This window comes from Mycolicibacterium sp. CBM1, from assembly GCF_054073305.1.
Window position 1 is genome coordinate 163100 of record NZ_JBSXPP010000006.1, and the last position, 12201, is coordinate 175300.

The 12201-nt window shown below is 66.3% G+C and carries 13 protein-coding genes; 1 reads left to right on the forward strand and 12 read right to left on the reverse strand.

The genetic code is table 11. From position 1 onward, the window contains the following. Positions 1 to 34: 34 nt before the first annotated feature. The 6 genes from rlmN to ACXDF8_RS10690 all read right to left on the reverse strand — a co-directional run bounded on the left by rlmN (position 35) and on the right by ACXDF8_RS10690 (position 4606). On the reverse strand, positions 35 to 1126 hold the full coding sequence (gene rlmN / locus ACXDF8_RS10665; protein ID WP_457223213.1) for a dual-specificity RNA methyltransferase RlmN: 1092 nt from the start codon (positions 1124 to 1126) through the stop codon (positions 35 to 37). A 45-nt stretch (positions 1127 to 1171) separates the two neighbouring features. Continuing rightward, positions 1172 to 2041 carry a phosphatidate cytidylyltransferase gene (locus tag ACXDF8_RS10670; protein WP_457223214.1) on the reverse strand — a complete coding sequence of 290 codons (870 nt, stop codon included), beginning with the start codon at positions 2039 to 2041 and terminating at the stop codon, positions 1172 to 1174. Positions 2042 to 2064: 23 nt separating this feature from the next. Then, on the reverse strand, positions 2065 to 2622 hold the full coding sequence (gene frr, locus ACXDF8_RS10675; protein ID WP_457223215.1) for a ribosome recycling factor: 558 nt from the start codon (positions 2620 to 2622) through the stop codon (positions 2065 to 2067). Positions 2623 to 2638: 16 nt separating this feature from the next. Beyond that, positions 2639 to 3406: a UMP kinase gene (gene pyrH / locus ACXDF8_RS10680; RefSeq protein WP_457223216.1), complete on the reverse strand. Its 768-nt coding sequence runs from the start codon at positions 3404 to 3406 to the stop codon at positions 2639 to 2641. Positions 3407 to 3529: 123 nt separating this feature from the next. Further along, complete coding sequence (locus ACXDF8_RS10685) at positions 3530 to 3883, reverse strand: Fe-S protein (protein ID WP_457223217.1); 354 nt, start codon at positions 3881 to 3883, stop codon at positions 3530 to 3532. 42 nt (positions 3884 to 3925) lie between these two features. Continuing rightward, positions 3926 to 4606 (reverse strand): class I SAM-dependent methyltransferase, encoded by a 681-nt coding sequence (locus ACXDF8_RS10690; protein WP_457223218.1) that lies wholly within the window; start codon positions 4604 to 4606, stop codon positions 3926 to 3928. A 45-nt stretch (positions 4607 to 4651) separates the two neighbouring features. Here ACXDF8_RS10690 and ACXDF8_RS10695 point away from each other — a divergent pair, with 45 nt between their 5' ends. Further along, a complete protein-coding gene (locus ACXDF8_RS10695; RefSeq protein ID WP_457223219.1) occupies positions 4652 to 5071 on the forward strand; it encodes a MarR family winged helix-turn-helix transcriptional regulator in 420 nt (139 codons plus the stop codon). Positions 5072 to 5120: 49 nt separating this feature from the next. On the opposite strand, the gene ACXDF8_RS10700 is transcribed toward ACXDF8_RS10695, so the two are convergent. The 6 genes from ACXDF8_RS10700 to ACXDF8_RS10725 all read right to left on the reverse strand — a co-directional run bounded on the left by ACXDF8_RS10700 (position 5121) and on the right by ACXDF8_RS10725 (position 12100). Next, on the reverse strand, positions 5121 to 5804 hold the full coding sequence (locus tag ACXDF8_RS10700) for a TetR/AcrR family transcriptional regulator (RefSeq protein ID WP_457223371.1): 684 nt from the start codon (positions 5802 to 5804) through the stop codon (positions 5121 to 5123). Positions 5805 to 6029: 225 nt separating this feature from the next. Then, complete coding sequence (locus tag ACXDF8_RS10705; protein ID WP_457223220.1) at positions 6030 to 8063, reverse strand: primary-amine oxidase; 2034 nt, start codon at positions 8061 to 8063, stop codon at positions 6030 to 6032. A 6-nt stretch (positions 8064 to 8069) separates the two neighbouring features. Beyond that, positions 8070 to 9584: an APC family permease gene (locus ACXDF8_RS10710; protein WP_457223221.1), complete on the reverse strand. Its 1515-nt coding sequence runs from the start codon at positions 9582 to 9584 to the stop codon at positions 8070 to 8072. A 44-nt stretch (positions 9585 to 9628) separates the two neighbouring features. Next, positions 9629 to 10351 (reverse strand): ABC transporter ATP-binding protein, encoded by a 723-nt coding sequence (locus ACXDF8_RS10715; RefSeq protein ID WP_457223222.1) that lies wholly within the window; start codon positions 10349 to 10351, stop codon positions 9629 to 9631. Positions 10352 to 10355: 4 nt separating this feature from the next. After that, entirely contained in the window at positions 10356 to 10922 is a 567-nt protein-coding gene (locus ACXDF8_RS10720; RefSeq protein WP_457223223.1) for an FtsX-like permease family protein, read from the reverse strand. Beyond that, positions 10922 to 12100: an ABC transporter permease gene (locus tag ACXDF8_RS10725; RefSeq protein ID WP_457223224.1), complete on the reverse strand. Its 1179-nt coding sequence runs from the start codon at positions 12098 to 12100 to the stop codon at positions 10922 to 10924. Before ACXDF8_RS10725 ends, ACXDF8_RS10720 begins: the two co-directional genes overlap by 1 nt. Positions 12101 to 12201: the final 101 nt, after the last annotated feature.

Below are 12201 nucleotides of genomic sequence, written 5' to 3' on the forward strand. Positions count from 1 at the left end.
GCACTTCTTCTGCGAATCGTCGGGTTCGGCGAAATCAACTACTGGCCGCAAGCTGGCCGCACGCCGCCGCGATCTCACGCCCGCGGGTGTCGCGCACCGTGCACGAGACTCCTGCCGCGCGTACGCGGCGCACGAAGTCACGTTCGACGGGCTTGGGGCTGGCATCCCATTCGCTTCCCGGTGTCGGGTTGAGCGGAATCAGATTCACGTGCACCAGCGGCCCAAGCGCCCGGTGCAGCTTCTTACCCAGCAGATCGGCCCGCCACCCCTGGTCGTTGACGTCGCGAATCAGCGCGTACTCGATGGACACCCGGCGACCGGTCGAGTCCGCGTAGTATCGGGCGGCCTCGAGGACCTCGCTGACCTTCCAGCGGTTGTTGACCGGCACCAGCGTGTCGCGCAGCTCGTCGTCGGGGGTGTGCAGCGACAACGCCAGCGTGACGCCCAGGTGCTCGTCGGCCAGTTTGCGGATCGCCGGCGCCAGCCCGACCGTCGACACCGTCACCGACCGGGCCGATATCCCGAACCCCTCCGGCGGGGCTGCGGTGATCCGCCGGACCGCGGCGAGCACCCGTCCGTAGTTGGCTAGCGGCTCACCCATCCCCATGAACACCACATTCGAGAGGCGATCACCGAAGCCGTCGCGCAAGGTGACCGCCGCGGCACGCACCTGTTCGAGAATCTCGGCTGTGCTCAGATTCCGGGTCAGACCGCCCTGCCCGGTGGCGCAGAACGGGCAGGCCATCCCGCAGCCGGCCTGCGACGAGATGCACACCGTGTTGCGATTCGGGTAGCGCATCAGCACCGATTCGAAGGTCGTCCCGTCGTGCGCGCGCCATAGCGTCTTGCGGGTCTCCCCGGCATCGCAGTCGATCTCGCGCGCCACCGACAGCAGCTTCGGGAACAGCGCGTCGGCGACGGCGTCGCGCACCGCCACGGGCAGATCGGTCATCTGTTGCGGATCGGCGAGCAACCGACCGTAGTACTGCTGCGCGAGTTGCTTGGCCCGGAACGCGGGCAGGCCGAGCGCGGCCACCGCGGCCGCACGGCCCTCGGCGTCGAGGTCAGCAAGATGGCGCGGCGGCAGCGCGCGCCGGGGTGCCTCGAAGACGAGTTCCTGTTTCATCACGTCCAGTATCGCTGACCACAGGCTCGACCGGACCCGACCAGCTCAGGCCAGCAGCGTCAGCACGATCCAGCCGGCGACGGCCGAGGGCAGCATCGCGTCGATGCGGTCCATGATGCCGCCGTGGCCCGGCAGCAGTGTGCCCATGTCCTTGATGCCCATGTCCCTCTTGACCTGCGATTCGACCAGATCACCCAGGACGCCGGTAATCACCAGCATCAGCCCGAGGGGCAGGCCCACCCAGGCCGGCTTGTGCAGCAGGAATGTCACCGACAACACAGCAGCGGTGATGCCGAACAGCAACGAACCACCCAGGCCCTCCCAAGATTTCTTCGGGCTGATAGCCGGGGCCAGCAGATGCTTGCCGAACAGCACGCCGGCGATGTAACCGCCGATGTCGGCGAAGACGACGGTCGCGATGACGGTGAACACCCGGGCTCCGCCGTTGTCCTGGAAGATCAACAGTGCGGTGAAACTCGCGAACAGCGGTACCCAGGTGGCCAGCAGCACCGTCGCGGCGATGTCGTGAAGGTAGTTGACGGGCTGCTCGCGCAGGCCCTGACCGAGCAGGCGCCACACCATCGACACCACGATGGTTCCGCCGTAGGCGCCGAGGGTGCCGGCCACACCCCAGGGCCAGGCCAGCCAGATCATCGCCTGGCCACCGAGCAGAAGCGGCACGACGGGCAGTGCGTAGCCGTGCTCGCGCAACCGGCGCACCACCTCGTGGGTGGCGATCGCGATGGCGGTCGCGAGCAGCGGGAACCACCATTTCGGCGCGAACAACAGGCTGCCAATCGCCATTGCGCCCAAGACGGCGCCGACGGCGATCGCGGCGGGCAGATCGCGACCGGCTCGTGAGGTCTTCTTCTCCGCCGCCCGGAAGTCGGGAGCGCCGGACTCGGTATCTGCCACGGGCGATGGTTGCTGAGCGGTCGTCAGACCTCCAGCAGCTCGCCTTCTTTGTGCTTGACCAATTCGTCGATCTGAGCGGTGTACTGGTGGGTGGACTTGTCGAGGTCCTTCTCCGCCCGGCTGACGTCGTCCTCGCCGGCGTCGCCGTCCTTCTTGATTCGGGCCAGCTCCTCCATCGCCTTGCGTCGGATGTTGCGGACCGAAACCTTGGCGTCCTCGCCCTTGGCCTTGGCCTGCTTGACCAGGTCGCGGCGGCGCTCCTCGGTGAGCTGCGGGATCGACACGCGGATGATGTTGCCGTCGTTGGTGGGGTTCACGCCCAGATCGGAGTTGCGGATCGCATCCTCGATCGCCTTGAGCTGCGAAGCCTCGTAGGGCTTGATGACCACCATCCGCGCCTCGGGGACGTTGATGCTCGACAGCTGCGTGATCGGGGTCGCCGAACCGTAGTAGTCCACCACGACGCGCGCGAACATGCCGGGGTTGGCCCGGCCGGTACGGATGGACGACAAATCGTCGCGGGCGACCGCGACAGCCTTCTCCATCTTCTCTTCGGCGTCGAAGAGCGCCTCGTCAATCATGTGCTTGGGTCCTCCCTCAGGTGGTGACCAATGTCCCGATCTTCTCACCTGCGACTGCCCGGGCGATATTCCCGTTCGTCAGCAGGTTGAAAACCAGGATCGGCATGCCGTTGTCCATGCACAGGCTGAATGCCGTGGCGTCGGCAACTCGCAGTCCGCGGTCGATGACCTCGCGGTGGGTGACCTCGGTGAGCATCTCGGCGTCCGGGTTCTCCCGCGGATCGTCGGTGAAGATGCCGTCCACCGCCTTGGCCATCAACACCACGTCGGCGCCGATCTCCAGGGCACGCTGCGCGGCGGTGGTGTCGGTGGAGAAGTACGGCAGCCCCATGCCGGCGCCGAAGATGACCACCCGGCCTTTCTCCAGATGCCGGACGGCGCGCAACGGAATGTAGGGCTCGGCGACCTGGCCCATGGTGATGGCGGTCTGCACTCTGGTGACTATGCCTTCCTTCTCCAGGAAGTCTTGCAGCGCAAGGCTATTCATCACGGTGCCCAGCATGCCCATATAGTCCGAACGGGTGCGCTCCATGCCCCGCTGCTGCAGCTGGGCGCCGCGGAAGAAGTTCCCACCGCCGATCACGACGGCGACCTGCACACCGCTGCGCACCACCTCGGCGATCTGGCGCGCCACCTGGGCGACGACGTCGGGATCCAGGCCCACCGACCCGCCACCGAACATCTCGCCACCGAGCTTCAACAACACCCGCGAATAGTTTCCGCGCAGATCCGCAGCGGGCGTCGCCGACGGCTCATCCCCGTTGGGACCGGATGACTCCCCCATCAGACTCCTCGGATTAGTCAGACTCCTGGCATGAGAGTGCCATCCCGGCGACGTTCGGGACGGCACTTCCATCCTGCCTCATCGCCGCGGCCGGCGATTTCCCGGGTTGGAGCGCATTCGTGCTCACCACAGCACGGCGATCCCGGCGGCAGTCAGAGACAACAGCCCCACCGCGGCGAACACCGGGCGAGCGACGGGCTCGCCGGTGCGCCGCTGGCGGGCATTGCCGATCCCCAGCAGACCGCCGATGATCACCAGGATGGCGAGCTTGACGCCGATCTTCGGATAGTTCAGGACGACGCCGGCCGGCCATGGGGCGGCCAGGGCGAGCCCGCTGATCAGCGAGACGAGCAGCCCGTAGTCCATGACCCGGGTGGTGCGGAACCGGCGGGCGGCCGCCTCGGCCACCCAGGCCCCGAACGTGGTGGCGAAGCCGACGATGTGGACCAGTACAACTACGTTGCGTAGTAGTTCCATGGCGGTGAGCGTACGACATGCCGCGCCGCCGCGCCGACGGCTTCAGCCCAGGTGAGCGGACAACAGCCAGGCCGGCATCGACTTGCGGCCGCCGGGCTCGTCACGGATGTCGCGTCCGGCTAGAGCTTCCAGCATGGGCGAGTCGGCGGGGACGTTGGCGTGGATGCGCGCCGGCCGGATCTCGTCGATCACCCAGTACGGTTCGACCGCGGCACGCAACTCGTCGGCGGTGACCGGGTTCGCCGGGCCGGCGGCCGGGATGCCCGCCGAGTCGAAGACCAGCACGTAGTAAGACGCCCCGGGTGCCGCCGCACGCACGATCGAGCGCAGATAGCCTTCGCGAGCCTCAATCGGCATCGAGTGGAACAGCGTGGAGTCGACGATGGTGCCGAACCGCCCGTCGTAGCCGCCGAAGTCACTGATGTCGGCGACGTCGAAAGTGACGTTGGACAGGCCGCGACGGGCTGCCTCGGCGCGGGCCAGTTCGATGGCGGTCGGCGAAAGATCCAGACCGACGGCGGTGACGCCACGCTCGGCCAGATACAGCGACACCGCCGCCTCGCCGCAGCCGGCGTCCAGGACGTCGCCGTGGAACTTGCCCTGCTCAATCAGCGCCGCGATCTCAGGTTGCGGCTCGCCGATACTCCACGGCGGGCGGGCACCCTGGAACCCCGGTGCGTCGCCACGGTAGACCGATTCAAAGAGATCTGCGGGGGTAGTCATGGTCCATGGTTATCAACACAATTGATATATCTCAACATAATTGACATGTCTGCTTCCGGTGACGAACCCCTGGGCTACCTGTTGTACCGGGTCACCACGGCCCTGCGAGCCGAGGTGTGCACCACGGCGCTGGGATCCGCGGACCTGTCGTTCCCGCAATACATCTGCATGCGCCTGCTGTCGAAGTCGCCACAGCGGTCCAACGCCGAACTGGCCCGCGACACCGGCGTCTCCCCGCAGGCGACGAACATGGTGCTGCGCAGCCTCGAGGAACGCGGACTGGCGACCCGGCCGGCCAGCGTCGCCTCGGGGCGCTCATTGCCGGCGAAACTCACCCGCGCCGGGGCAACATTGCTGGCGAGCACCGAGGACGGGGTACGTGCCGCCGAACAGCGTTTGATGGCGGACCTCAGTGCCGACCAACGGCGCGAGTTCCGCCGCATCCTCACCGCGCTCGCGTTCTGACAGGCCACGCCTGCGCCGACCCAGAATGATTGGCGGCATCATATTTCGATCAATTGGCGTCCGCGGATTCGGCGAACGAGACGACCGGCGGCCCCGCTGGTTGCCAGGTGTCCATCGCCAGACCCATCTGCTCGTCGTCGAGTGCAGGCACGACCAGGCGGTGATGATCGCCGCTATTGCGGACACTGTCCAACAGCAGGCCAACATAGCGCCGCCACAGATCCGACTGGACGTCGCCGGCGAACTCGCTGACCGTGCCGGCCAGCAGGCCGAAGATCGGCATGTCGGTCGCGGATATCTCCAGCCGCAGATCGCCGGAGAGCTTGGCCCGCTCGACCAACTCCTTGAGCGCAGGCGACAGCCGCTCCTGGGCCGCCTTGACCCGGACGCCGCCGTAGGCCTTGCTGAACGCGATCTCGCGCAGACCTCGGTCGATTGCGGTCAACTCACACATGGCCTCGACGAACCCGGCGAATCCCCGCCACGGGTCCGGATCACGCAGACCCGCCTCCGCCAGGTCGGTGAGCTGATCGAGGCCGTCGACGAAGATCGCCTCCAAGAGCTCGTCCTTGGACCGGAACCTGCGGTACACGGTTCCCACTCCGACGCCCGCGTGATGGGCGACGTCGTTGAGGTTGGGCTCCAACCCCTTTTCAGCGAACAGGCTGCGAGCCGCCGCGAGCACCCGCCGCCGATTGCGTTCGGCATCACTGCGAAGCGGGCGGCCGATCATAGGGGATCCTGTCACGCCGGCAAGTCTAGCGATTGCACCATAGAAGACGGATTTGGACGATCCACCGCTCGTGCCGGCGTAGCGATCAGGGGCTGGCGATCGTCCCGCCGCTGCGACGGTGGTTCGGTCGCCCCGCCCACACGCCCGCCCGCCCCACAATCGAAATCCGCCCCCGGCATCATGCCGGGGGCGGCTCTCCGCTCGGGCAGCGCCCGAGGATCGCGCTCAGTCGACTCTGATCTCGCTGTGCTCGGTGGTCTGCCAACCACCCGCGATGTCGCCGTGGTGGCTGTGGCAGCCCTTCGGCGGTGACGGGGGCAGATCCAGCGCCGGGTTGCCATCGAAGAACCCGACCGGCTTCATCTTGAATCCGGTGTAGTGGCAGGGCATCACCGGCCAATCCTCCGGGCATACGATGTGATGCGCGCCGACGGTGTACCACAACACGATGTCGGTGTTCTCCAACGGTGCGTCGTCGGCGATGTACTCGGGCAGGCCCTGGGCCTCAGCGCACTGGTACATGTAGTCGCCGGCGGCGAACTTCTCCGCCGGGTCGTACTTGGTCACCCACAGGTTGTGTTGGACGAACCGGGCCCGGTCGTAGATGTAGGAGCCCTCCTGCACCATCACCGGAACCGGGTCACGCGGCATCAGCTTGTAGCCCACCTGGGCGCCAAGCTCGTTGACCTTGTTCGGATTGGTGACTTTCCAGTACCGGCCGGTCGACCAGTTCCAGTCCCGCGCCCCCTGCGCCTCCGAGGCCACCAGGGTGTCCTTGGCGATCCAGGCGTTGTGGTGCGGATTCAGGTCGGCCTCGGGCTCGACGACCGAATCCACCTCGTAGACACTGTTCTTCGGCCCGTCGATGCTCATGTCCAGGCGGAAGTTGAAGAAGTGCTGATGGTTGGGCCCGTAGATGCCGGGCGCGACCAGCTTGCCCCACCGCGGCACCTCCCCCTCGGGAATGGAGCCCGTCGTCAACACACCGGAGAGCTTGACCTCCATCTCGATCGACGCGTCGTTGTAGAGGTACCAGAAGAACCCATACTCGTAGTTGCCGACCGTGCAGATCATCGAGATCACCAACCGACGCGACCGGCGCACCTCCACCTCGCCGGTCCGAAAATCGGTGTGCTTCCAGGAGATCCCGTAGTCCTCCTCGTGCATGCAGATCGCGTTGGGGATGATGACCGCGTTGCCGTCCGAGTCGTGCACGGTGCCGTCGAAGTAGAAGATCTCGCCCAGGCAGTCACAGCCCAGGGTGAGCGGGTTCGCCGAGAACCCCATCCCGACCTCGCCCATGTCGAACACGTTCTTGTTCCAGTGCGTCGGCGAGGTGTCCCCGTAGGGCACCACCATCTCCGAGAGCGCGGCCCGGTACATGATGGGCCGCACGGTGCCGCGATCGTTGTACGTGATCTCATGCAGGGTCAACCCCTCGCGAGGGTTGAACCCCACCCGTAGAGACCACTTCTGCCACTGGACCTTCCAGCCGTCGACGGTGAAGCTCGGCCCGTCGGGCTGGGTGATCTCGATGGTCTTGACGTCGTCGCGGAACTGGCTGAACGCCGGCCGGTTGTCCTCGTCGAACATGTACTGCGCGGAGTAGTTGCCGGCCTTCGGGGGCAGCGGTACCACGCCGTGGTCTTCGACATCGAGGACCTTCATCGCGTCGAGGTCGAAGGTGACGATCATGCCCTCGACCGGCCGGGCGTAGCCGTGCTCGGAGGGCGCGGCCCGCATGAACGTCAACGGCCGGCAGATCAGCGGCGAGTTGTCGTAGTGGTCCTGGGCCCCGTAATAGCCGGCGGGCCACGGGTCGATCATCGCGAGGTCGAAATCGGTGATCCCGCGCTTGCGCATAGCCTCCTGCCACCGCGGGTCGGCGCGGACCACCTCTTCCACGCCGGTCATGTGTTCGACCAGATACGAGGGGAACCGGCCCGGGATCGCCTTCCACGATTCGACCACCCGGGCACCGATGTCGACCACCGACTCGTAGATCATCTTCGCCGCGCCGTCGTACATCGTGATGAACGCGCGCCGGGGCACATCGCTTATCGACTCGAAGCTCAATTGCGCGTTCTTGTCCGGTTCGGCGAGCTGGATCATCACGAATTTCAGTGTGGGAGTAGCGTACTGCGACTCCTTGACGACGGCCGCTGCTGCCTCGATCTCGGCTCCCGACAGCGGGTCGAGGGGGTAGCAGGCGCGGTCTCCGGTCGTTCCCGTGCCCAGTACGGTGCTGTCCATAGTCATTGTGAGTTAAACCGCCTCAGGGGTTTCGGATTTCTTGAGGTCCAGCACGGCCAGGTGGGCCAGTGCGTCTTCGGAGGTCATCTTGCGGGCCGAACGCCGGCCGAAGATGTAGACGACGACACCGAGGGCGAACATGCCCGCGGCGATGCTCCCGGTCCACATCATCCAGGTGCTGTCCGGCACGTCGGCGATCCACGACTTGGCGAACGAGTAGTAGATGCCGCCGATGGTGCCCAGCGAGCCGATCACAATTGCGATCCACACCCCGGCCATGCCGCCCGGGATACGCCAGAACTGTTCGGAGGCATACCGATCGGCGTACTTCTTGCGCGCGATGACGACCGGGATCAGGAAGAAGAACCCGGAGATCAGCCACGCGATCGACAGACCACCCTGCAGGAACACGGTGACGTTGGCCATGCTGCTCTGGGAGTAGAGGCCCACGATGAGCAGCGACGACAGCACACCCTGGATCAGCACGGCGGTGACCGGGTTGCGGGTACGCGGGTTGAGGTGGGTGAAGATTCGCGGCAGGTGGCGCTCCAGACCGGAGACGAAGATCAGCCGCGAGTAGGTGACCTGGTAGCTCATCAACGCCACGAACACGATGATGGCCAGCACGACAGCCGCCACTTCCATCACGCCCTTGGGTGCGGCGGTACCGAGCATCCCGATGACACCGGTGACCGGATTGACCTGGTCGGCCGGCAGCACCATGATCGTGCCCAGCGTGGTGAGCAGGTAGATCAGGATCAGGGCGATCGATCCGTAGACGACCATCTTCGGTCCACTCTTGCGCACCGAGAGGAACTCCGCGCCCATGTTGTAGGGCGTCTCCACGCCGACCAGGTAGAGCAGCACGGTGCCGTAGAGGAACCCGGCGCCGGCGAAGTCGGGCACCATCGCGGCGTGCGCGGTGAACTCCTGCGCCGACCCGTTCCGGAACGCATAGATGACACCCGAGATGAAGATGACGGCGGTCAGCACCCAGTACACGACGAAGACGGTGTTCATGATGCGTTGGTTAGCCGCCAGTTTGGCCAGCGCCAAACCGATGACGGCCCACAGCAACGCCACCTGCAGGATGATGCTCAGCGTCAGGCCCAGTTCGGCGTGGAACGCCAGCAGCAGGAACTGCAGGATGATCGCCGGCGACGAAGCCGAGTTGAGCACCACCGGAATCCACGACAGGTAGCCGCCGATGAAGCCCCAGGTCTCCCCCATGGTGCGGGTCGCCCAGATGTAGACGCCGCCCTCACCGGGCCACAGGTTGCCCAGTTCGGCAACGGCCATACCCGCAGGGATGAGGAACGTGAGGATGCCGAGAATCCACATGGGGATGGCGGTCCAGCCGCCGGCCGCCATGATGGACGAGCCGGTGATCCAGCAGATGATGAAGACGTAGGTGGCCGTGAGGCCGAACGTCGTCATCACCTTGGGCAGCACCTGTTCGGGGACGAGCTCGGTAGTCAGAAGCTTGTCGCGTTGGCCAGACGCCGGAGCCTCGAGTTCTTGCGTCATACGTGTACTCCCAATCCAGTTCAGGTCAGGTGATTCGGCTTGGATCAGTTGACGATTTGTCCGTCTCGCATACGGACGACACGGCTCGCTTCGTCGGCCACCGTGGGATCATGGGTGCTCGCGACGACCGTGACGCCCAGCGTCGAACACAGATCGCGCAGCATGCGGACCACCGTCTCACCGGTGCGGTGGTCAAGGTTCGCGGTCGGCTCGTCGGCGAGCACGAGGGTCGGGTTGCTGATCAGCGACCGCGCGATCGCGGTGCGCTGCTGTTCACCGCCGGACATCTTGGTCGGCTGGTGGTGGACCCGGTGGGACAGGCCGACCAGGTCGAGCAGTTCCAAGGCGCGCGCACGCAGCGACTTGCGATCGTATGGCTCGAACATCAGTGGTAGTTCGACGTTTTCGACCGCCGACAGGAACGGGATCAGGTTATAGCTCTGGAAGATGAAGCCGATGGTGTCGTGGCGCAGGGCGGCGAACTGGCTTTCGGTCAGCTTGGCGGTGTCTCGCCCGGCGATGGCCACCGACCCCTTGGTGGGCCGGTCCAGGCCGCCGATGATGTTCAGCAGCGTCGACTTTCCGCTGCCGCTCGGGCCCATCAGGCAGACGAATTCGCCCGGCATCACGGTCAGGTCGGCGGCGATGAGCGCCTTGACCACCTCGTCGCCGAGCTTGTGCAGTTTCCACACGTCGCTGATCTCGATCACCGGCGCCGGCTCGGGCGCCTGGGTGGCCTGCGGCGTGGCGTCTTCGACTGCGGTCACGGGTCTAACCTCCGGTCGACAGGGAGCGAATTGGTGGACGCGACGCCGCGTTCCACGTGGGGATGATGCTGGTGGCCAACGCGGCGAAGATGCTCACCACGATCGCGATCACCGCGCCGAGCCCGAGCCCGGCCGTCGACACCCCGGTGGGAACCAGTCCCAGCGCGGCGAGTACCACCGCGGCCACGACTGCCAGGACCACACCGAGCAGCGCTCCGAGCGTGGCACCGACCGTGGGTTCGACGAGCAGGGCAGCGATCACCGGCCGGCGGGGGACACCGGTGGCGCCGAGCACACCGAGTTCACGGGTGCGATGGGCGATGGTGCGGGTGGTGGCCACCGCCACCTCCACCACGCCGACCAGCAGCACGGTGATGGCGATCAGGATGACGGCCCGGCCTATCTCGGCGGCGTGGCCCAGCGAGGCGGATTGCTCTCGGATTCCCGCCGACATCGCGAAGACGATGACGACCAGGAACGCACCGGTAGCCGTGGTGACGATCGGCAACACGATCTCGCGCACGCGCCGCCTCGCGGCCAGCCAGCCGTAGGACAGTCCATAGGTGATCATCAGCGGGCTCCGAGCAGATCGACCGGCCGCTGCTGCAGCAGCCGGTGCACGGGGATGAGGGCGCCGACGATGGCCATCGCGGGCAGGAAACCGGCGACCATGCCGGCGGCCTGCAGCCAGGCGATCGGGGTCGCAATGCCGGGAATCACCAGTGCCACCGCGATTCCGGCAGCCGCCACCCCGAGCACGTAGGCGGCAACGAATACCACCGCGGACTCGACGAGGAAGAAGTAGAGCACTTCGTCGGCCAGCCCGATGCTCGACATGATGCCGAACTCGCGGCGGCGTTCCTGGACCGCGGCCAGGAACGACGACACCGCGATGATGAAGCCGAGCACCAGGCCGATGATCGAGATGATGCCGAGCGTCGAACCGGTGACCTTGCCAGAGAACAGCGCCGAAAACTTCTGGTCGAAGGTAAGCGGGCCCGAGCCGCCGACGGTGTCGTAGATCAGCCCGGCGCCACCGGGATCGGGCTTGACCGAGGGATCCGATGTCGACGGCAGCCCGACGGCACCGCCGAACACCTCACCCAGCGTGCGGCTCTTCTCCTGCCCGGCCGGCGCGTAGACCGTCCACCAGCCGTGCTCGCCGACCACCGACTGTGCAAGCCTGGTGGCGACCGTGATCGACTGGCCGGCGCCGCGGATCTGCACACTGAGATCCTGGCCGCCGACCACGATCCGGTCGCCGTCGTGCACGCCCAGGCGCTCGGCGATACCTGAGCCCAAAACTGCTTGCCCAGGCGAGATTTCGTCGGTGCCGCGCAAGGACACCGCAACGCCGTTGACATCGGTGGTCCCCGACAGCGTCTTGACGGCACGCCAGCCCTCGGGGCCGGCGATGGCCGGGGCGTCGCCGTCGGCGATCAGCGCCTGGGTGGCACCGTCGTAGTGCACCCCGGCGGCGGGCACCGCCCACAACTGGGCGCCGCCGAGGACGTCGGTCACCGAATCGGCACCGGTGATCGCGAAGCTCGACGAGATGGTGCGCACCACCATCACACACGTGATCGCCAGTGCGATACCGAGAACGGACAGGACGAAGCGCTCGGGCCTGCGGCGGATATTCGCCCAGGCGAACCGAAGAAGACACACGATGGTGTTGTTCCCCGATGAGGTGGCGATCGCCGATGGCCGCGAAATCACCGTGGACTCAGTGGTTTCCACACCGAACATATTCAGCGCGGCCTGTTTCGCGAATCAGAGCGCAATGATGTCCGCCGGGTTAAGTCAGCACCGGTGTTGTTAATTCGACGTGTCCCCAACCGACGACCCCG